At 54.2% G+C, this 23028-nt stretch carries 26 protein-coding genes, 1 other RNA gene and 1 pseudogene; 19 read left to right on the top strand and 9 right to left on the bottom strand.

Annotation, left to right across the window (positions count from 1 at the left end; translation table 11 throughout):
- Window positions 1-8 precede the first annotated feature (8 nt).
- From mzrA to PGQ95_RS02465, 5 genes are all read left to right on the top strand, one after another.
- Window positions 9-386, top strand: coding sequence for an EnvZ/OmpR regulon moderator MzrA (gene mzrA / locus PGQ95_RS02445; RefSeq protein ID WP_162750128.1), 378 nt, complete (start codon window positions 9-11; stop codon window positions 384-386).
- A gap of 148 nt (window positions 387-534) precedes the next feature.
- Window positions 535-903, top strand: a complete 369-nt coding sequence (locus tag PGQ95_RS02450) for a DUF1090 domain-containing protein (protein ID WP_047044796.1) — start codon at window positions 535-537, stop codon at window positions 901-903.
- Window positions 904-928: 25 nt separating this feature from the next.
- Window positions 929-1234 carry a DUF883 family protein gene (locus tag PGQ95_RS02455; protein WP_015369573.1) on the top strand — a complete coding sequence of 102 codons (306 nt, stop codon included), beginning with the start codon at window positions 929-931 and terminating at the stop codon, window positions 1232-1234.
- A 2-nt stretch (window positions 1235-1236) separates the two neighbouring features.
- Window positions 1237-1635 (top strand): phage holin family protein, encoded by a 399-nt coding sequence (locus PGQ95_RS02460; protein WP_015369572.1) that lies wholly within the window; start codon window positions 1237-1239, stop codon window positions 1633-1635.
- Window positions 1632-1928 (top strand): YqjK-like family protein, encoded by a 297-nt coding sequence (locus PGQ95_RS02465; protein ID WP_015703570.1) that lies wholly within the window; start codon window positions 1632-1634, stop codon window positions 1926-1928. The genes PGQ95_RS02460 and PGQ95_RS02465 overlap by 4 nt, the downstream gene beginning before the upstream one ends.
- Before the next feature lie 8 nt (window positions 1929-1936).
- Here the strand turns inward: PGQ95_RS02465 and PGQ95_RS02470 are convergent, their stop codons facing one another.
- Window positions 1937-2872 (bottom strand): Rpn family recombination-promoting nuclease/putative transposase, encoded by a 936-nt coding sequence (locus PGQ95_RS02470; RefSeq protein ID WP_325895829.1) that lies wholly within the window; start codon window positions 2870-2872, stop codon window positions 1937-1939.
- A 276-nt stretch (window positions 2873-3148) separates the two neighbouring features.
- Between PGQ95_RS02470 and PGQ95_RS02475 the strand changes: the two genes are divergently transcribed.
- The 3 genes from PGQ95_RS02475 (at window position 3149) to PGQ95_RS02485 (ending at window position 5096) form a co-directional block, all read left to right on the top strand.
- A complete protein-coding gene (locus PGQ95_RS02475; RefSeq protein ID WP_015703571.1) occupies window positions 3149-3541 on the top strand; it encodes a DoxX family protein in 393 nt (130 codons plus the stop codon).
- A gap of 74 nt (window positions 3542-3615) precedes the next feature.
- Window positions 3616-4602, top strand: a complete 987-nt coding sequence (locus tag PGQ95_RS02480) for a glutathione S-transferase family protein (RefSeq protein ID WP_020077868.1) — start codon at window positions 3616-3618, stop codon at window positions 4600-4602.
- Between the two features lie 125 nt (window positions 4603-4727).
- Window positions 4728-5096 carry a DUF805 domain-containing protein gene (locus PGQ95_RS02485; protein WP_087859895.1) on the top strand — a complete coding sequence of 123 codons (369 nt, stop codon included), beginning with the start codon at window positions 4728-4730 and terminating at the stop codon, window positions 5094-5096.
- A 38-nt stretch (window positions 5097-5134) separates the two neighbouring features.
- Here PGQ95_RS02485 and PGQ95_RS02490 read toward each other — a convergent pair whose 3' ends face one another.
- On the bottom strand, window positions 5135-6031 hold the full coding sequence (locus PGQ95_RS02490) for a LysR family transcriptional regulator (RefSeq protein ID WP_045377888.1): 897 nt from the start codon (window positions 6029-6031) through the stop codon (window positions 5135-5137).
- 104 nt (window positions 6032-6135) lie between these two features.
- On the opposite strand from PGQ95_RS02490, the gene PGQ95_RS02495 reads away from it, so the two are divergent.
- Complete coding sequence (locus PGQ95_RS02495) at window positions 6136-6837, top strand: pirin family protein (RefSeq protein ID WP_430915044.1); 702 nt, start codon at window positions 6136-6138, stop codon at window positions 6835-6837.
- A gap of 22 nt (window positions 6838-6859) precedes the next feature.
- Window positions 6860-7021: a hypothetical protein gene (locus tag PGQ95_RS02500; RefSeq protein WP_087859897.1), complete on the top strand. Its 162-nt coding sequence runs from the start codon at window positions 6860-6862 to the stop codon at window positions 7019-7021.
- 32 nt (window positions 7022-7053) lie between these two features.
- On the opposite strand, the gene PGQ95_RS02505 is transcribed toward PGQ95_RS02500, so the two are convergent.
- The 5 genes and pseudogenes from PGQ95_RS02505 to garL all read right to left on the bottom strand — a co-directional run bounded on the left by PGQ95_RS02505 (window position 7054) and on the right by garL (window position 11106).
- Window positions 7054-7464 (bottom strand): Spy/CpxP family protein refolding chaperone, encoded by a 411-nt coding sequence (locus tag PGQ95_RS02505; RefSeq protein ID WP_087859898.1) that lies wholly within the window; start codon window positions 7462-7464, stop codon window positions 7054-7056.
- A 149-nt stretch (window positions 7465-7613) separates the two neighbouring features.
- Window positions 7614-8474, bottom strand: a complete 861-nt coding sequence (locus PGQ95_RS02510; RefSeq protein ID WP_087859948.1) for a mechanosensitive ion channel domain-containing protein — start codon at window positions 8472-8474, stop codon at window positions 7614-7616.
- Window positions 8475-8828: 354 nt separating this feature from the next.
- Window positions 8829-9209, bottom strand: an RNA gene (rnpB, locus tag PGQ95_RS02515) — RNase P RNA component class A.
- Between the two features lie 211 nt (window positions 9210-9420).
- On the bottom strand, window positions 9421-10311 hold the full coding sequence (gene garR, locus PGQ95_RS02520) for a 2-hydroxy-3-oxopropionate reductase (protein ID WP_045394913.1): 891 nt from the start codon (window positions 10309-10311) through the stop codon (window positions 9421-9423).
- Window positions 10211-11106 (bottom strand): annotated as a pseudogene (gene garL / locus PGQ95_RS02525) (2-dehydro-3-deoxyglucarate aldolase). Before garL ends, garR begins: the two are co-directional and overlap by 101 nt.
- Before the next feature lie 503 nt (window positions 11107-11609).
- On the opposite strand from garL, the gene garD reads away from it, so the two are divergent.
- Entirely contained in the window at window positions 11610-13181 is a 1572-nt protein-coding gene (garD, locus tag PGQ95_RS02530) for a galactarate dehydratase (protein WP_271032071.1), read from the top strand.
- 50 nt (window positions 13182-13231) lie between these two features.
- Here garD and PGQ95_RS02535 read toward each other — a convergent pair whose 3' ends face one another.
- Both PGQ95_RS02535 and PGQ95_RS02540 read right to left on the bottom strand, forming a co-directional pair.
- The gene (locus PGQ95_RS02535) at window positions 13232-14182 is read right to left on the bottom strand and encodes a sugar kinase (protein WP_087859903.1); all 951 of its coding nucleotides are present in this window, start codon (window positions 14180-14182) and stop codon (window positions 13232-13234) included.
- Window positions 14182-14985, bottom strand: coding sequence for a DeoR/GlpR family DNA-binding transcription regulator (locus PGQ95_RS02540; RefSeq protein WP_213793705.1), 804 nt, complete (start codon window positions 14983-14985; stop codon window positions 14182-14184). Before PGQ95_RS02540 ends, PGQ95_RS02535 begins: the two co-directional genes overlap by 1 nt.
- A 350-nt stretch (window positions 14986-15335) precedes the next feature.
- Here PGQ95_RS02540 and PGQ95_RS02545 point away from each other — a divergent pair, with 350 nt between their 5' ends.
- The 8 genes from PGQ95_RS02545 to PGQ95_RS02580 all read left to right on the top strand — a co-directional run bounded on the left by PGQ95_RS02545 (window position 15336) and on the right by PGQ95_RS02580 (window position 23007).
- Entirely contained in the window at window positions 15336-16190 is an 855-nt protein-coding gene (locus PGQ95_RS02545) for a tagatose bisphosphate family class II aldolase (RefSeq protein ID WP_087859905.1), read from the top strand.
- A gap of 24 nt (window positions 16191-16214) precedes the next feature.
- A complete protein-coding gene (pfkB, locus tag PGQ95_RS02550; RefSeq protein ID WP_430916891.1) occupies window positions 16215-17129 on the top strand; it encodes a 1-phosphofructokinase in 915 nt (304 codons plus the stop codon).
- Window positions 17130-17139: 10 nt separating this feature from the next.
- Entirely contained in the window at window positions 17140-18552 is a 1413-nt protein-coding gene (locus PGQ95_RS02555; RefSeq protein ID WP_087859907.1) for a PTS fructose transporter subunit IIC, read from the top strand.
- A 10-nt stretch (window positions 18553-18562) separates the two neighbouring features.
- Window positions 18563-19378 (top strand): HPr family phosphocarrier protein, encoded by an 816-nt coding sequence (locus PGQ95_RS02560; protein ID WP_087859908.1) that lies wholly within the window; start codon window positions 18563-18565, stop codon window positions 19376-19378.
- Window positions 19379-19554: 176 nt separating this feature from the next.
- A complete protein-coding gene (gene gatZ, locus PGQ95_RS02565) occupies window positions 19555-20826 on the top strand; it encodes a tagatose-bisphosphate aldolase subunit GatZ (protein WP_430916893.1) in 1272 nt (423 codons plus the stop codon).
- Window positions 20827-20840: 14 nt separating this feature from the next.
- Entirely contained in the window at window positions 20841-21308 is a 468-nt protein-coding gene (gene gatA / locus PGQ95_RS02570; protein ID WP_087859910.1) for a PTS galactitol transporter subunit IIA, read from the top strand.
- 26 nt (window positions 21309-21334) lie between these two features.
- On the top strand, window positions 21335-21619 hold the full coding sequence (gene gatB / locus PGQ95_RS02575) for a PTS galactitol transporter subunit IIB (RefSeq protein WP_020077852.1): 285 nt from the start codon (window positions 21335-21337) through the stop codon (window positions 21617-21619).
- A gap of 5 nt (window positions 21620-21624) precedes the next feature.
- Window positions 21625-23007 (top strand): galactitol-specific PTS transporter subunit IIC, encoded by a 1383-nt coding sequence (locus PGQ95_RS02580; RefSeq protein ID WP_087859911.1) that lies wholly within the window; start codon window positions 21625-21627, stop codon window positions 23005-23007.
- The last annotated feature ends 21 nt before the right edge of the window (window positions 23008-23028 follow it).

Here is a 23028-nt window from a genome sequence, read left to right on the forward strand (position 1 = left end):
GCATGGTCATCAAACGTCCTTCCTGGCGCCAGCTGCGGTGGCTGCTGGGCGGCTCACTGCTGCTTTGCGCCATCGTCTGGCTGTGGTTGACCGTCAGTCAGCATGAGTCCACCCTGGCCATCCGTCCCGTCAGCCAGGGCGTCGCTATGCCGGACGGTTTTTCCGTCTGGCATCATCTTGACGCCAACGGCATCCGTTTTAAGAGCATCACGCCGCAAAAAGACGGCCTGCTGATCAAATTCGACTCCAATGCTCAGGGCGCCGCGGCAAAAGAAGTATTGGGCCGAGCTCTGCCTCACGGTTATATTATTGCTCTGGTGGATGAAGAAAATTCGGCCACCGCCTGGTTATCCCGCCTGCGCGATGCTCCGCGCCGTTTGGGATAACGCGTCAAAAATTCCGAATCTTTTCGCACGGTTTGGTGAAGTCTCGCTTTCGTGTCTATTATTAACACTGCGGGAACCGCCTGGCTTGTAATGTTGACTGGATTGGGTATATCACCGATATCCCCTCACACAATGGAAGGTAGAATCCATGAATTACCGCATCGCACTATTACTGGCTCTGACCTCACTTAGCGCCAGCGCCTTCGCAGCCTCTCCTTGTCAGGAAAAAGAACAAAGCATCCAACGGGAGATCAGCTATGCCGAAAAACACCATAATCAGCATCGCATAGACGGCCTGAACAAAGCGCTGCAGGAAGTTCGCGCTAACTGCAGCGACAGCAAAGTCAGGGCTGAACATCAGCAGAAAATCGCTAAACAGAAGGCCGAAGTTGCCGAACGTCAGCGCGATCTGAGCGAGGCGAAGCAGAAAGGCGATGCAGACAAAATTAGCAAACGGGAACGCAAACTGGATGAAGCGCAGCAGGAACTGAAAGCGCTTGAGTCACGCGATTATTAATTGGTAAACGCTACAGGAGAACAAGATGGCTAAAGATAACGTTGCAGAAGATCTACGCGCTGAGCTGAAAAATCTGGCTGACACGCTGGAAGAAGTACTGAACTCCTCCACCGATAAATCGAAAGAAGAACTCGGCAAACTGCGTAGCAAAGCGGAAAGCGTACTGAAAGACAGCCGTGTGCGTCTCAGCGACACCAGCGATGCCATCGTCAAGCAGACGCGTGAAACCGCCGCTCGCGCCGATGAGTACGTCCGCGAAAATCCATGGACCGGCGTGGGCATTGGCGCAGCCGTCGGGCTGGTTGTCGGCGTACTGCTGTCGCGCCGTTAATTATGGCAAACTCTCAACACACGCAGGGCCCGGGACAGAGCGTATTCGGCATCGGCCAGCGGATTATCACGCTGCTGGTCGAAATGGTGGAAACGCGCTTGCGCCTGGTCGTCGTGGAGCTGGAAGAGGAGAAAGCGAACCTCTTCCAGCTGTTGCTGATGCTCGGGCTAACGCTGTTATTCGCCGCTTTTGGGCTGATGAGCCTGCTGGTGCTGATCATCTGGGCCGTCGATCCACAGTACCGCCTGCATGTGATGATCGCGACCACCAGCGTCCTGTTGCTCGCCTCATTGATAGGGGGTATTTGGACCCTCAGGAAAGCTCGCCGCTCAACGTTTTTACGCCACACCCGCGACGAGCTGGCGAACGATCGCGCGCTGCTTGAGGACGATCGTCGATGAGCGGCCAACAGGAACGCGACCAGCGAAAAGCGCTGCTGCTGCGCCAAATCCAGCAACAGCGGCTGGATTTGGCCGCCAGCCATCGTCACTGGCTGGAAGCCACCTCGCCTATCGATCGCGGCTGGCAAACGCTGAAACACCTGCGTTCATGGGCGATGGTCGGCAGCGGGGTGATGGCTATCTGGTCAGTACGCCATCCGCGCTTTTTAATCCGCTGGGGCAAACGCGGCCTCGGCATCTGGAGCACCTGGCGGATGGTCAAAGGGATTCTGCGCCAGTCCGCATCGCGTTAATTGCTCGCTCAGTGCGCCAGCGCGCTGAGCTCTTGTTCGCTTAAACCGGTGGTTTTACTGACCAGCGCGCTATCAACGCCGTTACGAAGCATCGCAAGAGCTATTTTACGCGTCGCCTGACGTTCGCCTTCTTCTCTACCTTCTTCACGCCCCTCTTCACGACCCTGTTTTCTTCCCTTTGTGCGCCCACGCTCTTCAAACCATTCTGCTAATGTCATCAGCTGCTCCTTATGTTCAGGCATTCCCTGCGCCAGTTGACGAAAAAATCTGCCAGGGCTGGTCAAATGGCCGGAACGGGCAATGTAGTTCATCAACACGTTAAATTGATGCTCGGTGGTATAACCCGGCAGCAGCAAGGCTACAAGTTGATCTACCAGGTCATTCAGATCGCGCTGGCGAATATTTTTCTGCAGGAATTCCAAAATTGCTATACGCCGATGCTGTTGGATTTCATCGTCCGTGAAGGATGTCACATCAATCAACGGAAAATTATCCCCATATATCTCCCGTGCTAACGCGGGTTGCGCAAAACTATCCAGCCAGCACATCGAAAAGGGATAAGGTGTAATCCGCCCATGATAAAACAACATCGGAATAACCAATGGCAGATGTTCATTACCGGCATCCAGATGACGAGCCATTATGGCAAATGCATAGCGCATTAGTCTAAAGGTCATATGTTTGTCTGGCGTGCTTTGGTGTTCAATCAGCGCGTACACATATCCGCTTCCGCTTTGCGTTTTAATTGACCACAACACATCCGAGTACAACGCACGCATATCGTCCTCAATAAAGCTGCCGGACTCTAACTGCAGGGTACTGAGATCGCATTGCATACGTAACGATTCCGGTAGATGGATCTGGAGAAAATCTCGCGCCGTTTCCGGATGAGTGAGAAATGTTTTAAACAACGCATCGTGAGGCGTAGAGCTGAATTGTTTCATGACATCCTGTCTATGCAAAAATAAGTTGGCGACAGATATCCTCTTTTATCCCCGCCACCACAATCAATAGCCACGCACGCTGCGAGGCGCCTCGGAAAATATTTTCACCGATCGCACCAATTGCTCAGAAACTTTGAAAAAGAACTACAGTTTTCCTTGCTAACAATCCCCTCACAAGCTCGCTAATATCCTCTCCATCGACAGCAAGCCCGCGTAACCACGCAGGATTGCACTAAAAAACGAAATCGCCGCCCTTTGGGTTTTCTGGAGTAAGAAATGAAAAAATTAGAAGATGTTGGTGTATTGGTAGCGCGTATTCTGATGCCGATTCTGTTCATTACCGCTGGTTGGGGAAAAATCACCGGGTATGCAGGTACGCAGCAGTATATGGAAGCAATGGGTGTTCCGGGAGCGCTGCTGCCGCTGACTATTCTGCTTGAGTTTGGCGGCGGTCTGGCGATTCTGTTCGGTTTCCTGACTCGCACTACCGCGCTGTTCACCGCAGGCTTCACCCTGCTGACCGCGTTCCTGTTCCACAGCAACTTTGCTGAAGGCGTGAACTCGCTGATGTTCATGAAAAACCTGACCATCGCTGGTGGTTATCTGCTGCTGGCCGTGACAGGTCCGGGCGCATTCAGCATCGACCGCGTGCTGAATAAAAAGTGGTAAGCGCACTATACTGAGTAAAAATCTAAAAAAGCGAGGGGCTATCTCCTCGCTTTTGCTATCTGAAGGAGGAAGTAATGGGACAATTAGTCGACGGCGTCTGGCAAGATACCTGGTATGACACCAAATCCACCGGAGGACGGTTCAAGCGTTCCGTTTCAGCCTTCCGCAACTGGCTCACCGCCGATGGCGCGCCGGGCCCTGCGGGCGAAGGTGGCTTCGCCGCAGAGAAAGACCGCTATCACCTGTACGTTTCACTGGCCTGCCCGTGGGCGCATCGCACCCTGATTCTGCGCAAGTTAAAAGGATTAGAACCCTTTATATCCGTCTCAGTGGTGAATCCCCTGATGCTGGAAAACGGCTGGACCTTCGCCGACGATTTCCCCGATGCGACCGGCGACCAGCTCTATCATCATCAGTTCCTCTATCAGCTTTATCTGCAGGCCGATCCGCATTACACCGGCCGGGTGACCGTTCCGGTGCTGTGGGATAAAAAACAACAGACCATCGTCAGCAATGAGTCGGCTGAAATCATCCGCATGTTCAATACCGCGTTTGATGGCCTGGGCGCGCGCGCGGGCGACTATTATCCGCCGGCGTTGCGCGAAAAGATCGACGATCTGAATAGCTGGATCTACGACAACGTTAACAACGGGGTGTATAAAGCCGGTTTCGCCACCAGCCAGCAGGCCTATGACGAAGCCGTAGACGCGCTGTTTACCTCGCTCGAACGCCTTGAGCAGATCCTCGGTCAGCACCGCTATCTGACCGGAAACCAGTTAACGGAAGCGGATATCCGCCTGTGGACAACGCTGGTTCGTTTCGACCCGGTGTATGTCACCCACTTTAAATGCGATAAGCGCCGCATCAGCGACTATCTCAACCTGTACGGTTTCCTGCGCGATATCTACCAGATGCCGGGGATTGCGGAAACGGTGAATTTCCCGCATATCCGCAATCACTATTATCGCAGCCACAAAACCATCAACCCGACGGGGATCATCTCCGTGGGTCCGCAGCAGGATCTCAACGAACCGCACGGACGGGATCGCTTTTCCCGCTGATCGATAAGGCGCCGAAAGGCGCCTTTTATTCAGATAACGGATATTTACCAGTTTGATATTCACGCCTATCATTATTTTGATCGCTTTAAAAACAAGTGATTAATGGTTAACTAAGGCGTGAGAAAATGGACTGGTATCTAAAAGTATTACGAAACTATATTGGCTTTGGCGGTCGCGCCCGGCGCAAAGAGTACTGGATGTTTATTCTGGTCAACATCATTCTCACCGCAGTGCTCAGCATCATTGATAAGATGCTCGGCTGGCAGCGTGCTGGGGGTGAAGGCATCCTGACGACCATTTACGGCGTGCTGGTTTTTTTACCCTGGTGGGCGGTGCAGTTTCGTCGCCTGCATGACACCGACCGCTCGGCGTGGTGGCTACTGCTGCTGCTGATCCCGGTCATCGGCTGGCTGGTGATTTTGATTTTCAATTGCCAGAACGGCACGCCCGGCGACAATCGCTTTGGGCCAAATCCAAAACCCTACTCCTACTGATTTACGCGCTCCTCGCCGCGGAGGAGCGCATCTTACCGTTATCTGCCGGCAAACAGTTTCGGGATCTCACGCAGACACCAGGATTTGGCTTCGCCCATGCTGTCACGGCGCCAGGCCATAATGATATCGATTTCGTTGGTATATTCAGGGCTTACGACCCGCAGACGCCCTTCGGCAATATCTTTCTCAACCAACGGGTAAGGCATGGTTGCCACGCCAAGCCCCGCCAGCAGCGCCTGGCGTTTATCTTCAATGGTGCTGACGGTTAAACGCGGCTGTTTATCCAGCAGTTGCACCGTCAGCACCGGGCGCTCGCGCGCGGTATCCGCCACCGCGACGCCGCGATATTTCACCCGCGTCACCTCGGAAAGCGGTTCTGGCTCCTGATGAATCGGGTGATCCGGCGCGGCAACATAAACACTTAACACCGAATAGAGCTTACGTGAGTTAATTTCTGACGATGAACGAAAATGCATATCCGGCGCGACGACGATATCAGCACGCCCCTGCTCCAGCCGCTCCCAGGCGCCGGCCAGCACTTCGGTAATAATCGACAGCTGGGTATTGGATTTGGTCGCCAGCTTCTCAATCAGCGGAAACAGATCGGTGGTCGGAACCAAGGCTTCGGTAACGATGGTCAGGTGAGTTTCCCAGCCGCGCGACAGCGCTTCGGCGTCGGTGGTCAGCTTGTCCGCCGCTTCCAGCAGCACGCGCCCGCGTTCCAGCAGCATGCGGCCAACGTTCGTAAATTTTGTGCGATGGCCAGAACGGTCAAACAGCACCACATCCAGTTCTTCTTCCAGTTTTTGCATGGTGTAGCTTAGGGCCGAAGGCACGCGCCCCAGCTCGTCAGCCGCAGCGGCAAAGCTCCCGCGTCGGTCTATCGCATCCATTACGCGTAACGCTTCCAGCGTTAATGCTCTCTCTTTCGCCATTTCGCTCTCATTCAGGAATTTTGAACATACCGGGCAGAATATCTGGCTAACAATACAGCGTCCATACCTTTACCATTGATTTAGTGTAAAGAGAGGTCAAGAAAATGATTACAACCCGAACAGCCAAACAATGCGGTCAAGCAGACTTCGGCTGGCTGCAGGCCCGCTACACCTTTTCCTTTGGCCACTACTTCGACCCTAAATTGCTGGGTTACGCCTCGCTGCGCGTACTCAATCAAGAAGTGCTGGCGCCGGGCGCGTCATTTCAGCCGCGTACCTATCCAAAGGTCGATATCCTGAATCTGATTCTGGAAGGTGAAGCGGAATACCGCGATAGCGACGGCAACCACGTACAGGCAAAGGCTGGTGAAGCCTTGCTGCTCTCCACCCAACCGGGGGTCAGCTACAGTGAGCATAATCTCAGTAAAGAGCAGTCGTTGACGCGCATGCAGCTGTGGCTCGACGCCTGCCCGGAACGCGAAAATCCGCTGGTGCAGAAACTCGCGGTTAGCGACTCGTCAATCCAGTTACTGGCTTCACCGGATGGCAGCGGTGACAGTGTACAGCTGCGCCAACAGGTATGGATCCATCATCTGCAGCTGGCGAAGGGTGAAGAGATTAGCGTTCAACTGCACGGCCCGCGCGCCTATCTGCAGTCGATTCACGGTACGGTACATGTCGTGGCAAAAAAGGAAGAGAAACAGGCATTAACCTGCGGTGATGGCGCTTTTATTCGTGACGAAGCTAACATTACCCTCGTCGCCGATACGCCGCTGCGCGCTTTGCTGATAGATTTACCGGTGTAACAAGGAAGCCGGGAGTTTGTGAGTGAGCAAGAAAAAGAGCAAAAAGGCGCAACCGTTAGACCAGCCAGTCGCTGTGGAAACCATGAGCCCAATCGGCTTTGGCTATGAAGAGATGCTGAGTGAACTGGAAGCCATCGTGGAAGATGCGCAAACGCGGTTGCAGGACGAAGATAACGCCGCCTGATGAAAATCGGCCCCATAACGGGGCCGACTTTATTACTCGCTTAATGCCTGAGAGAGATCTTTTTTCACCTGAGTACGCTGTTCCGGCGTCAGAACCTGATTTACACCGAAATAGTACTTCACGCGATAATAGCGCACCTGTTGTTCAACCTTGCCAAAGGCCGCCAGCTGATCTTTCACCGCTTTCTCATTCCACTTACCGGAATCGATCACGTCAAATAAAACGCCATCTTTAATATCTTTCTGCGAAACCTGCTGGACGTTCTTTTCCATTTCCTGATGCAGGCTCTTAATTTTAGCGACCTGATCCTGGCTCAATTTTAAATGCTGAACGATAGGATCCTGAGCCGGCGCCGGAGCGGCGTTAACCTCAGCAGCCTGCGCCGCCATGGAGAATCCCGCGGCTGCAGCCGTCATTAATACCATCCGAGAAAGTTTGTTCATCTTGTTATCCTGAATAAGTACGTAGTGATAAGACGCTCTATTATTCCCTGAACAATAATGACGATGTGTAAAAAAGCATGTTCACCAGTGTAAATATTCAGATAATACATTCACCAAATGAATTATCTGAAATATAAAATTCTTCTTGCTTATTGAATACGCACTAAATCCGGCGACGTTAAATTAATATCCATGCGCGGCGCAGCCAGCATGATTTTATTTTCATCGAGCGCATTTTTGATATTTTCCAGAAAATCAAAATAGGTATCCCAATACTCCGCATTTTTTACCCATACGCGAATGGTAAAATTAAGCGAACCAGGAGCCAACTCGATCAGGCGAACCGTGGTACCGCGAGAACGATCGATGCGCTTTTCATTATCGATAAGCGTCTGGATCACCTGTTTAACGTGTGATATTTGGCTATGACATGCCACCCCAAGCGTGAGATCGATGCGGCGATAGGGATGGCGGGAATAGTTAACGATGCTATCGGCAATAATTTTACCGTTCGGGATAATGACTTCTTTATTATCCACAGTCAGCAGTGTGGTGGAAAAAACATGTACCGATTGTACCAGACCGGATACCGCCCCCACCTGCACAAAGTTACCCGCGCGGAAGGGGCGTAACGTCACCAGCAATACGCCTGCGGCAAAATTTGACAGCGAGCCCTGCAGCGCCAGGCCAATGGCCAGACCTGCCGCGCCAAGGACGGCGATAATGGATGAGGTTTCAATCCCTACCCGGCCTAACGCGGCGATAATCGCAAAAGCCATGGTGATATAGCGCACCAGCGCGGCGAAGAAGTGGACGATTGTCGCATCTACGTTGCGTCGCAGCAGAATTTTCTCGAGAGTTTTGCCGAGTAGTTTCGAAATCAGCTTACCAACAAACAAAATGATTAGCGCCGCCGCGATATTCCACGCAAACTGCATAATTGTATCGCCATGGCCGACAAGCCAGGCGAGCGCCGCTTTGATTTGGGGGAATAACACTACATTTTTCACGTCCACCGCCCTGTCTGGATAATACCTAAAACCTGCTATCCATTAAGCTGAATGATGACCGCTGCAAATGAGGGATTGAGATTAATGAATAGAAGATACATTTTCAAAGCGTGACAGTATCAACGAGCGCGGCCTGCAATGCAGCCAGAAAGCTGTTTAAAAGTGGACAGTCATTCATCTTTGTTCCACCCTCCGGATAGCAAAAACCCCGCCGGAGCGGGGTTTTTACATTGAAGAGGTGAAACGGACCGATAAGCCGCTTTCTTTCTGGTATAGCGTCGTGGACAGTCATTCATCTTTGTACCACCTTCCGGATAGCAAAAACCCCGCCGGAGCGGGGTTTTTACATTGAAGAGGTGAAACTGACCGATAAGCCGGGTTCTGTCGTGGACAGTCATTCATCTAGGCCAGCAATCGCTCACTGGCTCAAGCAGCCTACCCGGGTTCAGTACGGGCCGTACCTTATGAACCCCTATTTGGCCTTGCTCCGGGTGGAGTTTACCGTGCCGCGGACTGTTACCAGCCGCGCGGTGCGCTCTTACCGCACCCTTTCACCCTTACCTGATCCCGCTTGCGCGGGCCATCGGCGGTTTGCTCTCTGTTGCACTGGTCGTGGGCTGTGACACCCCCCAGGCGTTACCTGGCACCTTGCCCTATGGAGCCCGGACTTTCCTCCCCTCCGCCCGTCTCCCCCTAAGAGGACGACGACGAAGCGGCGACTGTCTGGTCAGCTTCGGCGCGAAGTATAGAGGGTTCGCGCGCCTTTGTCACCCCGCATAGCGCATTCCGCTCGCCAGCCTCGCGGCAATCATGGCTTTTACCCTTCCCTCGCCGGCAGAAAGGCTTTGTTTATAAGAGTCTGGGACGAAGAAAATGTTCGTGGTGATGTAGCCTGAAGGCGCTGCTAAAAGTAAGCATAACAGGGCGCAGGAACACGCCCATCTTGTTAGCGAGTGACTTCCACTTTCGCCAGTTTTTCGTAGTAACACGCCAGAGCGCTATGGTCAGCGGTGCCCAGACCATCCGCCCGCAGCGCCTGCATCATCTCCATCACCGCCGCCGTCAGCGGTAGCTGGGCGCCGACGCCGTGAGAAGTATCCAGCGCATTGGCCAGATCTTTAATATGCAGATCGATGCGGAAGCCCGGCTTGAAGTTGCGATCCATCACCATCGGCGCTTTAGCGTCGAGTACTGTGCTGCCCGCCAGGCCGCCGCGAATCGCCTGATACACCAGGTCCGGGTTAACACCGGCTTTGGTGGCCAGGGTTAACGCTTCCGACATTGCCGCGATGTTCAGCGCCACAATCACCTGGTTGGCCAACTTGGTGACGTTGCCTGCGCCAATATCGCCGGTATGCACCACGGATCCCGCCATCGCTTTCATCAGGTCGTAGTATTTATCGAAAATCGCCTTGTCACCGCCAACCATCACCGACAGGGTGCCGTCGATCGCTTTGGGTTCGCCGCCGCTTACCGGAGCGTCCAGCATATCGATGCCTTTGGCCTTCAGCGCTTCACTGATTTCGCGGCTCGCCAGCGGCGCGATGGAGCTCATATCGATCACCACGGTGCCTGGTTTCGCGCCTTCGATAATGCCGTTTTCACCCAGCGCAACGTCTTTCACGTGCGGAGAGTTTGGCAGCATGGTAATAATGACATCGCACTGCTCAGCAATGGCCTTCGCCGTGCTCGCGGTCTCTGCGCCCGCGGCAATCACGTCAGCAATAGCTTCAGGGTTACGGTCGGATACCACCAGCGAATAACCCGCCTTCAGCAAATTTTTGCTCATCGGCTTGCCCATGATGCCAAGGCCAATAAAACCCACTTTGATTGTCATAATATTCTCTCTTAATCCTGGTGATTATTTTTTAAAAGAATCAGCAAGTTTCTGGGTTGCTGAACGGAAGACGCCTAAATCGCTACCGACGGCGACGAAGGTCGCGCCCCACTCCAGATAGCGACGCGCATCGGCTTCTACCGGTGCAAGAATGCCGCTCGGCTTACCGTGTTTCTTCGCGCTGGAGAAAATATGCTGGATAGCACGCTGAACCTCAGGATGGGCGGCGTTACCCAGATGGCCCAACGCCGCAGCAAGATCGCTCGGACCGACGAACAGGCCATCAACGCCATCGGTCGCAGCGATAGCATCAACGTTATCCACCCCGGTCTGGCTCTCAATCTGCACCAGAATGGAGATATTCTTGTTGGACTGAGCGAAGTAGTCCGGCACGGTGCCGAACATATTGCCGCGATGAGAAACCGAAACACCGCGGATCCCTTCCGGCGGATAGCGGGTTGATGCCACCGCCTGCGCCGCCTGTTCAGCGGTTTCGACAAACGGCACCAGGAAGTTATAGAAACCGATGTCCAGCATGCGCTTGATGATAATCGGTTCATTGGTCGGCACGCGCACAACCGGCGCGCTGTGGCTGCCCTTCAACGCCATCAGTTGCGGGATAAGCGTGGTCACATCATTCGGCGCATGCTCCGCGTCAAGCACCAGCCAGTCGAAACCAGCAAGTCCTAATACCTCGGTGCTAATCGGATTCGCCAGGGCGCACCAGCAGCCAATTTGTACCTGGTGAGCCGCCAACGCGGCTTTGAACTTGTTTGGGAAAATTGCGTTATCCATGATTTTTACCTTGGGTTAATCGTTGCTTACTTCTGCTGCTCTATACGTTTCATCTCGCCAATCACCAATATAATTAGCAGAGTTAAATAGCGGGCTGGTACTCCTTTTCTGTGGCCCAATGCAGAATCATTTAAATATTCATCTGACACAGAACACCTTTTATTATTTTCAGCGAGCTATTTATTTTAAGCTATCTATTCACATATCAGATTCCTCAAAAACATGGCTCAGTATAATCAGCCCTCCGCCACCAGACACTATGCATAATCACAATATAAATGCCTAAATAATCATTTTAGTTATGCAAATGCCATAGGCCATGGGCGCTAATCCACAGTTCTCAGGATTACCCATCTATGTGTCATGGCCGGCGCGGCAAGGAGTGACGTAGATCACATCCTAACGCGATAACTCCTGACATTCTTTATTTCATCATTCTGCTAAGCAGAAATTTAATTAGCGTTTTATTTTATTATTAGCACCGGTTTGGAGAGCACTGGACAATGGCTGACATTGAAATTCGACAACAGTCGCCGACGGCGTTTTATATAAAAGTACACCCTACTGATAATGTGGCAATTATTGTTAACGATCGCGGTTTAACCGCCGGAACGCGTTTTCCGGATGGCCTGACCCTCGTTGAACATATCCCGCAAGGCCATAAAGTCGCTCTTGTCGATATTCCTGCCCATGGTGAAATCATCCGCTATGGCGAAGTGATTGGCTTCGCCGTTCGCGATATACCAAAGGGAAGCTGGATTGATGAGTCGTTGGTCGAACTGCCGACCGCCCCACCGCTGAACACCCTACCGCTGGCGACTAAAGTCCCCGAGCCGCTACCGCCGCTGGAAGGATACACCTTTGAAGGGTATCGCAATGCCGATGGCAGCGTGGGAACCAAGAATTTGCTGGGGATCAGCACCAGCGTGCACTGCGTCGCCGGCGTGGTGGATTATGTGGTCAAGATCATTGAACGCGACCTGCTGCCGAAATACCCCAATGTCGATGGCGTGGTGGGATTAAACCACCTCTACGGCTGCGGCGTGGCGATTAACGCCCCGGCGGCCATCGTGCCGATTCGCACCATCCACAATATCGCGCTGAACCCCAACTTTGGCGGCGAGGTAATGGTGATTGGTCTTGGCTGTGAAAAGCTGCAGCCGGAACGTCTGCTGCAGGGAACCGAAGACGTGCAGCCGATCGCCGTCGATAGCGCAAGCGTAGTGCGCTTGCAGGATGAACAGCATGTCGGTTTTAAATCGATGGTCGATGATATCCTGCAGGTTGCCGAGCGCCACCTGGCGAAGCTGAACGCCCGCCAGCGTGAAACCTGCCCGGCTTCGGAATTAGTCGTCGGTATGCAGTGCGGCGGCAGCGACGCCTTCTCCGGCGTGACCGCCAACCCGGCTGTGGGCTATGCCTCCGACCTGCTGGTGCGCTGCGGCGCGACGGTGATGTTCTCGGAAGTGACCGAGGTACGCGATGCTATTCATCTGTTAACCCCGCGAGCCATCAACGAAGAAGTTGGCAAGCGCCTGCTGGAAGAGATGGCCTGGTATGATAACTATCTGGAGCTGGGGAAAACCGACCGCAGCGCCAACCCGTCACCGGGCAATAAGAAAGGCGGTCTGGCGAACGTAGTGGAAAAAGCATTGGGTTCGATTGCCAAATCAGGCAAAAGCGCCATCGTCGAAGTCCTTTCGCCGGGTCAGCGCCCGACGAAACGCGGGCTTATCTATGCGGCGACGCCGGCCAGCGATTTTGTCTGCGGCACTCAACAGGTGGCTTCCGGCATTACCGTTCAGGTGTTCACCACCGGGCGCGGCACCCCTTACGGGCTGATGGCGGTCCCGGTGATTAAAATGGCGACCCGTACCGAGCTTGCCAACCGCTGGTATGACTTAATGGACATCAATGCCGGTACCATCGCAACCGGCGAAGAGACGATTGAGGATGTCGGGCTGAAACTGTTCGAGTTCATTCTCGACGTCGCCAGCGGACGTAAGAAAACCTTCTCCGATCAATGGGGTCTGCATAACCAGCTAGCGGTGTTTAACCCGGCGCCGGTGACGTGATATGCCCCCGTCCAACTATAATAATAAGCCCGGAAAATCCGGGCTTATTATTAGTTGTGTTGCGCTGCCAAAAAGTTTTTGATTTGCGCCTGCGTCGAAGTGCCTTCCATGGGGCCACGCTGACCGATCGCCAGTGAACCGCTGGCGTTTGCCCATTTCAGCGCTTCCTGCGGCGAGGCGCCGCTGAGGAACAGGCTAACGAAGGTCGCGCCGAAACAGTCGCCTGCGCCAGTCGGATCGACAACCGGCACGTTAAAACCGGCGACGTGGTGTGTTTCAGCGGCGCTAAAGTAGCTCGCGCCACGCGGGCCGCGTTTAATCACCACGTGTTTAACACCGCGTTTCAGCAGCTTATCAACCAGCACCTGCTCATTTCGCCCCGGATTCAGGCCAAAGTAGTCCAGTTCACCGTCGCTTGGTAGAAAGATATCGGTGTAATCGAGAATGTATTCAAACGCCTGCGACATCTCGGGAATATTCAGCATCTCTTTGCGAATATTAGGATCGAACGACACCGTGCCGTTGCGCGCTTTAATGTTTTCAATCGCTTTACGCATCGCATCGATAATGCGAAATGAGAACAGCGATGACCCCATAATGTGGAAGTGCTGGCACTGGTTAAGCAGCCCCTCGTCGATGTGGTCCGCAGTCAGCAGACCACAGGCGCTGTTAGGCATATTAAAAATAAAATCGCGCTGTGCCTGGCTACGATAGCTGACGAACGCGCTGCCGGTTGTCGCTTTATGCAGCATGGCAATGCCGTTAACGTTAACGCCATCTTTCTCCAGCCGCGCAATATTCATTTCGCCAAATGCGTCGCTACCGACACAGCTAAACAGCACGGAGCCAAAACCCAGTTTCGCCACCTGATCGGCGAAAATTGCCGGCGCGCCGCTGGGATAGGGACCCCAAAATTCACCGGGGCGGGAAAATCCCTGATTTTCTTCCTTGGCGAGAAATTCCACCAGCAGCTCGCCGATGGTGCAAATGGTTACGTTCATCACCGCTCCTGGTTTGTCTTCTGCAAAGCCGTGTTGAGCCATGTCAGGCATTCATTGTTGGTGTAGCTGTTAGTTAAACCCGCGGCGAGGAAACGGGCATGATATTCCGCGGCGACAACCTGCGGCGTCACCACGCTACTCATTTGCTGAAGTTCGCCGATGGCATAGCGTTTTTCACCATAGACCGGACGGGAAGCAACAACCGCGATAACCCGCTCGCTCTGCGCCACGACTTCGCTCAGCAGGCGAGCGCTAGTTTCGTTGCGTACGCTCAGGGTGCCGTCTTCAGCGACGTGATCAACCGCAATCAGCGCGCGTGATGGCCGATAATGGCCTAACGCTTTCAGCGCCAAATCACCTTCGACTATCCGCCCGTTGCCGCCAAGCACGCCGCCGAGCAGCACCGTTTCGCCATTCAGGAACTCCTGCGCCAGCGCAACGTGGGCCAGATCGTTAAGCAGCAAGCAAAGTTCCTCACTGTTAGCCAGAAACGGGATCACTTTACGCAAAATGGAACCCTGGCCTAAAAATAGCGTTTCGCTATCTTCAATTTGCACCGCCACCTGACGCGCCATTTCCGTTTCCAGCGCTTTGTCCGTCACCTGTGGAGCGTCGCGAACCGTAGCGACCGGCGTGCCGGCCTGAGCCGTGTAAATCGCCCCGCCGAATGAACGCTTCAGATACCCCTGCTGCTCCAGATAGTTAAGATCGTTACGAATTGTCACTCCGGAAACGGCCAGCATTTCAGCCAGATCGTCGACTTTAATCTCGCCGTTCTTACGAACGATCTCCGCGATGTCCAAGCGCCTTTTCAGCAGGCTGGTTGACGGTTTTGCCACGGGTTATGCCTTTTTATTTTCTCCTGGAATAACTTTCATTTTTAAATTTCCCCATCGTAATGTCAAACCACGCCAGTTATCCCCGTGAAGAAAAATCAATAAAGACAATAAAATTCAAATAGATAACAACACCCTATCGCTTCATTTATATTTTAAAAAAGAAACATAAAAAAGATTATTAACTTTCATTTTAAAAATCAATTCCTCATTGTGTGCGATGGATCACACCTAAACGCGGAAACGATCGTTACATTACTTTCAAACTGAAGGTTTAATTGAACCAATTACTTACAAATTGAAAATAGAGGGTTAGAATGTACATCATTTCCAGTAAAAACATGTTGTTAAAGGCCCAGCGTCATGGTTACGCGGTCCCCGCTTTCAATATTCATAACCTTGAAACCATGCAGGTGGTGGTGGAAACGGCAGCAGAGCTCCGCTCGCCGCTGATCCTCGCCGGCACGCCGGGAACCTACAGCTATGCCGGCACCGGCAATGTGGTGGCGATCGCCCGCGATCTGGCGAAAATATGGGATCTCCCGCTCGCCCTGCACCTCGATCATCACGAGGATCTGGTCGACATTACACACAAAGTTCAGGCGGGCATTCGCTCAGTCATGATCGATGGATCTCATTCACCGTTCGAAGAAAACGTAGCGCTGGTGAAAAGCGTGGTGGAATTAAGTCATCGCTACGATGCCAGCGTGGAAGCCGAGCTGGGCCGACTGGGGGGCGTGGAAGACGATCTGGTGGTTGATGCCAAAGATGCGCTCTATACCAACCCGGAACAGGCCCGTGAATTCGTCGCCCGTACCGGTATTGATTCGCTGGCCGTCGCCATCGGCACCGCGCACGGGCTCTACACCGCCGAACCGAAACTTGATTTTGACCGCCTGGCCGCCATCCGCGACTGCGTTGACGTTCCGCTGGTACTGCACGGCGCTTCTGGCCTCCCGGATAGCGATATTCGCCGCGCCATTTCTCTGGGCGTCTGCAAAGTCAACGTCGCCACCGAACTGAAAATCGCCTTCTCTGATGCGTTGAAAACCTACTTCCTGGAAAATCCGGGCGCCAACGATCCGCGTCACTATATGACGCCGGCGAAAGCGGCAATGAAAGAGGTTGTCCGCAAAGTGATTCACGTTTGTGGCTGCGAAGGGCAACTATAATCCGCGGATCGAAGGAGCAATGTCGTGATCCATACCCTGACACTGAATACCGCGATCGATATGAATATCTTTTGCGATCCGCTTCGGCCTGCGGCCGTCAACCGCCCCCGGCAGACGGAATATTGCCCAAATGGTAAAGGGGTGAACGTTTCGCTGGTATTAGATCATTACCTACAGCCCACCCACGTCATGGGTATATTTGGCGGTTTTACTGGCCGCTATATAGTCGAAGAGCTGCGCAGACAGCATATTAAAGTGACTCCGGCATGGGTCGCCGAACCCACCCGTATTAATGTTTTTATTAATGACGGACACGAAGAATATAAGTTAGTAAATCCCGGCTCTCGTATTAATGATGAAGGCAAAGAGCAAATTATTCATCATTTACAGTGCGTCGAACCCGGTGATTATTTGGTAATCAGCGGCAGTTTGCCGCCGGGAATTGAAAGCCGGTTCTATAGCGAAATAATGGCCTTGTGTCAGCAAAAAGGCTGTGAAGTTATTTTAGATATCAGCCACCCGGCGCTGCGGCAGTTGCTCGAGCTACGCCCGCTATTGATTAAACCCAATGACGACGAACTCAAAGAGATCTTCGATCTCGACGTCGGCAGCCCGCAGCAGGTACATGACGCAATGCGCACGCTCCACCAGCTCGGGGCCCGAAACGTGCTGCTCACCCTGGGCGCGCAGGGGCTCTACTTTTCAAACGGCGAGCAACTGTGGTTCTGCTCGGCGCCGAAAATCAAGCTGGTTAGCTCGGCCTGCGCCGGCGATGCCGCGCTGGGAGCATTCCTGAGTAAATGGCTTAACGAAGATGATGTCGTTCCCGCTCTGGCGCTGGCCAGCGCCACCGGCGCCGATGTTGCCGCCTCCGCCGGGCTTGGCAAATTAAACCGTACACAAGAATTATTACAACAACTTCAGATCGTCCAATTATAAAGGTCCGATTATGAAAAAGATTATTGCCGTTACCGGCTGCCCTACAGGTATTGCCCATACATTTATGGCTGAAGAAGCCTTAAAGACCGCAGCAAAAAAATTAAACGTTGAGATCAAAGTTGAAACCAACGGCGCTTCCGGGGTAGAAAATGTCATTACACCGGAAGATCTGAAAGATATTTATGGTGTTATTATCGCTGCCGATAAAGATGTTAATGCCGAACGTTTTAATGGTTTGCCGGTCATCGAAGTGCCGGTTAAAGAGGCCATTCATCATCCGGCAGAATTAATTAATAAAGTCGTCAGCGGCCAGGCGCAACGCCGTCAGGGGATCTCCGCCACAGCGGATCCTGCGGAGAAATATGAGCAGGAATCATTCGGCCGACAGATTTATAAACATCTGATGAGCGGTGTTTCCAATATGCTGCCCTTCGTGGTGGCCGGCGGGATCTTAATCGCCATTTCTTTCCTGTGGGGTATCTACTCCGCCGATCCAAATTCAGCGCAGTACAACGTGATTGCCGCCACCCTGATGAAAGTCGGCCAGCAGGCGTTCTCGATCATGGTACCGGTGTTCACGGCCTACATTGCCTGGTCCATTTCCGGCCGTCCGGGGATGGTCGCCGGGTTTGTCGGCGGCCTGCTGGCAAACGCCACCGGCGCCGGGTTCCTCGGCGGGATCATCGCCGGTTTCGCCGCCGGTTACTTTATGCTGCTTATCCGCCGCCTGCTCGACGGCCTGCCGCGTCAGTACGAAGGACTAAAGTCGATCTTTATTATGCCGCTGATTGGCGTACTGGTGATTGGCGTGATGATGGTGCTACTTGGCCAACCGGTGGCGGCGATCAACAACGGCATGATGAACTGGCTTAGCTCTCTGCAAGAAGCCAATCCCATTCTGCTGGGGATTGTGGTCGGGGCAATGTGTTCATTCGACTTCGGCGGCCCGGTCAATAAAGCGGCCTACGTCACCGGAACGCTCTTGCTAGGACAGGGCAACTATTTCTTTATGGCCGGCGTCTCCGCTGCCTGCATTACCCCGCCGCTGGTGATTGCGCTGGCAACCACGTTCTTCCCGAAAGGCTTTAGCGAAGAAGAGCGCGCCGCCGGGATGGTGAACTATATCCTCGGCTGCACGCACATCACCGAAGGCGCGATTCCCTTTGCCGCTAAGGATCCGCTACGGGTGATCCCGATGATGATGATCGCCTCTTCAATCTCGGCCGTCCTCAGCTACAGCCTACATATTCAGGTCCCGGCGCCGCACGGCGGCTTCTTGATCCTACCGCTGGTCAGCAAACCGCTGGTGTGGGTGCTGTGCATTCTTACCGGCTCCGCCTGCGGCGCGCTCATGCTGGGATGCTGGCGGTTGTGGCAAAAACGCACTCAGGAAGCGACGGCGCTTGCCGGCGCCATTAAATAAGGAGCGAACTATGCAGCTGACTTCCGCAGACATTCATTTCGACCATCAGGTCAAAACGAAAGATGAAGCGCTACAGCGCGTCGTCGGTTCCCTGACCGCAGCCGGGCATACACAGATGGCCTATCTGGAGGGAATGCGCGAACGCGAGGGGCAAATCAGTACCTATCTGGGCAACGGCATCGCCATTCCTCACGGCACGCCGCAAAGCCGCGATGCGGTGCTAAGAACCGGCGTGAAGGTGCTAGCCTGTCCGCAGGGGGTGGACTGGGGCGAAGGGCAAACCGCCTATTTGATTGTTGGTATCGCCGCACAGGACAACGAACATCTCGATATCTTACGCCAGCTCACTCATGCGCTAGGCGACGATCGGGTGCCCGCCGCGCTGTCGCGGGCCGATACTCCGCAGGCGGTGCTGGAGATACTTGCCGGCGATATCGCGCCGGCGCAAGGCGAAGAACCGGAACCGCCGCCGCGCTTTGATGAAGAGGCAATCTTTACGCTGCGCAATCCGCACGGCCTGCATGCCCGGCCCAGCGCGGTACTGGTGAAAGCCGTCAAGCAGTGGCAGTCGCAAATCCAGGTCGAAAACCTGGATACTCGATCGTCAATTGTCGATGCCAAAAATCTGATGCGCGTCGTATCGCTTGGCGCCAAACAGGGTCATCGTCTGCACTTTATGGCCAGCGGCAGCGATGCGCATCAGGCGCTGAAAGCAATTGGCGACGCCTTTAACGCCGGGCTCGGCGAGATCGCCGCCCAACCGCAGCAGGTCTCTCAGGCGGCAGAAAAAAGCAAACGCAGCTGGCTGTCCCGGTTATTCAGTTAATTTTCAATTAATTAAAAACGCTCTGCCGTGTTGGTCAGGGCGTTTTTTTTGCCAGTAAGACACCCTGTTCAACGCTTGCACAGCAATTTATCGATACAGATCACAATTCAAAACAAAGACATTTGCGACCAAAACAAAACATAACGAATATATTCGAAAGAAAACGGAGGTTGTAAATGAAAGGTATTATCTCTCGCCATAAATCCGGCGAACACATCGGCATCTGCTCAGTTTGTTCAGCTCATCCGCTGGTTATCGAAGCGGCGTTACGTTTCGATCTGCCGACCAACAACAAAGTGCTGATTGAAGCAACATCAAACCAGGTCAACCAGTTTGGCGGCTATACCGGTATGCAGCCGGCCGATTTCCGCGACTTCGTCTACAACATCGCCCACACCGTCGGTTTCCCGGCAGAACGCATTATTCTTGGCGGCGATCATCTGGGCCCAAACTGCTGGCAAGACGAACCGGCTGCCGATGCGATGAAAAAATCCATCGACCTTATCAAAGCCTATGTCGCCGCAGGTTTTAGTAAGATCCACCTGGATGCATCAATGTCCTGCGCCGATGACCCGATACCGTTGAACCCAAGCGTGGTGGCAGAGCGCGCCGCCCGCCTCTGTCAGGCTGCTGAAGAGACCGCCAGCGATGAACAAAAGCGCCAGTTGACCTACGTTATCGGAACAGAAGTACCGGTTCCCGGCGGCGAAGCCAGCACCATCGGCAGCGTACATGTCACCCGGGCGCAGGATGCCGCCGCCACCCTCGAAACCCATGAAGCGGCGTTCCGCAAGCTGGGGCTCGACGCCGCGCTGAAGCGCGTCATCGCCATCGTCGTGCAGCCGGGCGTGGAGTTCGACCACACGCAAATCATCCATTACCAACCGCAGGAAGCGAAAGCGCTGTCCGCGTGGATCGAAAATACCCCGATGGTGTACGAAGCCCACTCCACCGACTACCAATCCCGCCAGGCCTACCGCGCGCTGGTCCGCGACCACTTCGCCATTCTGAAAGTCGGCCCGGCGCTCACCTTTGCCCTGCGCGAAGCCATTTTCGCTCTCGCACAGATGGAAAATGAGCTCATCGCGCCCGAGTCCCGTAGCCGGGTGATGGAAGTGATCGACGAAGTGATGCTCAACGAACCGGGCTACTGGAAAAAATACTATCGCCCGACCTGGAGTCAGGCGATGGTCGATATCCACTTTAGCCTTTCCGACCGTATCCGTTACTACTGGCCGCATCCGCGTATTCGGCAGAGCGTTGAGAAACTTATCGCGAACCTGACCGACGCTAAGCTGCCGCTGGGGCTTATCAGCCAATATATGCCGGTGCAGTTTGAACGACTGTCGCTGAATGAACTGAACGCCGTGCCGCACGAGCTCATCCTCGACAAAATCCAGGATGTTCTGCGCGCCTACCGCTACGGCTGTTCTTCTGAAACCGCGTGAAATAAAGAGGATCTATGAGTCAATTGTTTGTTCGTACCGGCATTCATTTCAGCTCCAGCCAGCAGGCGCTGGAGCATATTGGCGCGGAGATGCTGGCGCGAGGTGTTGTGCATGATAGCTATCCGGCAGCCCTGCTCGAACGCGAAGCAACTTTTCCGACCGGCATCGCGCTGGAGCAACACGCCGTGGCCATTCCCCATTGCGAAGCCATGCACGCGAAGTCACCGGCGATTTACCTGATTCGCCCGGACGCGCCGGTCCCTTTTCAGCGCGCTGATGACGATGGCGATATCGACGTTTCGCTTATCATCGCGCTGATTGTTGAAAACCCGGCGGCACAGCTGAAGCTGCTGCGCCGGTTATTTAGTGAGCTACAAAATCCAAACACGCTGGAGGTTCTGCTCTCCGCTTCCGACGAGCAGTTACCGGTGCTGTTCCAGCAATTTATCCTTGAGCCCGAGCTTAGCGCCCAGGCTTCATAACATACTGATAATAAAAGGGGTACCCTATGAAACGCAAAGTAATCGTCGCCTGCGGCGGCGCCGTCGCCACCTCCACGATGGCCGCAGAAGAGATTAAAGAGCTGTGCGCAGACCACAACATTGAGTTGGATCTGGTGCAGTGCCGGGTCAATGAAATCGAAACCTACATGGACGGCGCGGACCTTATCTGCACCACCGCCCGCGTGGACCGCGCCTTCGGCGATATTCCAGTGGTTCACGGCATGCCGTTTGTCTCCGGCGTCGGCATTGAAGCCTTACAGCAGAAAATCCTCGGCATCCTCGCGGAGTAAACGCCATGTTCAGCGAAATCATGCGTTATATCCTCGATCTTGGTCCGACGGTGATGCTGCCGATCGTGATCATTATCTTCTCCAAACTGCTGGGGATGAAGCTCGGGGACTGTTTCAAATCCGGTCTGCACATCGGGATCGGTTTTGTCGGCATCGGCCTGGTTATTGGCCTGATGCTCGACTCCATCGGCCCGGCGGCAAAGGCGATGGCGGAGCATTTCCAGATTAACCTTCACGTGATTGATATCGGCTGGCCGGGGTCATCGCCGATGACCTGGGCGTCGCAAATCGCGCTGGTAGCCATTCCGGTCGCCATCGTGGTCAATATCGTCATGCTGGTCACCCGCATGACCCGCGTGGTGAACGTCGATATCTGGAACATCTGGCATATGACCTTTACCGGCGCGATGCTGCATATCGCGACCGGTTCCTACTGGATAGGGATTCTCGGCGTCGTGGTTCATGCCGCCTTCGTTTACAAACTGGGCGACTGGTTTGCCAGGGATACCCGCGATTTCTTCGGCCTTGATGGCATCGCGATACCGCACGGCAGTTCGGCGTACTTAGGGCCGATTGCGGTGCTCGTCGATACCATCATCGACAAAATCCCCGGCCTTAACCGCATTCACTTTAGCGCCGATGATATCCAGAAACGCTTCGGCCCCTTCGGCGAACCGGTCACCGTCGGTTTCGTCATGGGGCTGGTGATTGGCGCGCTGGCGGGTTATGACCTGAAAGGCATTCTGCAGTTGGCGGTGAAAACCGCGGCGGTGATGCTGCTGATGCCGCGGGTGATCAAACCCATTATGGATGGCCTCAACCCGATAGCCAAACAGGCGCGTAAACGTCTGCAGGCTAAATTCGGCGGCCAGGAGTTCCTGATTGGTCTCGACCCGGCGCTGCTGCTTGGCCATACCTCGGTGGTGTCCGCCAGCCTGATTTTCATCCCGCTGAGCATTCTGATCGCCGTCGTGGTTCCAGGCAACCAGGTCCTGCCGTTCGGCGACCTGGCGACCATTGGTTTCTTCGTGGCGATGGCGGTAGCGGTGCATCAGGGCAACCTGTTCCGCACCCTGATTTCCGGGGTCATCATTATGGGTATCACCCTATGGATCGCAACCCAGACCATCGGCTTACACACGCAGCTGGCGGCAAACGCCGGGGCGTTAAAAGCGGGCGGTATGGTGGCTTCGATGGACCAGGGCGGCTCGCCGATTACCTGGCTGCTGATCCAGCTCTTCACCTGGCAGAACGTGGTCGGCTTCGCAATTATCGGCATCATCTATCTGGCTGGCGTCCTGCTGACCTGGCGTCGCGCCCGCCGCTTCATGGCGGTAGAGAAAGCAGAGAAAAGCGCCGCCGCGCAACAGCATCCAACCGCATCTTAAGCATTAGGGGAGCGCCGCTCC

This window comes from Klebsiella sp. 141240 (assembly GCF_050600805.1).
Taxonomy (GTDB): domain Bacteria; phylum Pseudomonadota; class Gammaproteobacteria; order Enterobacterales; family Enterobacteriaceae; genus Klebsiella; species Klebsiella aerogenes.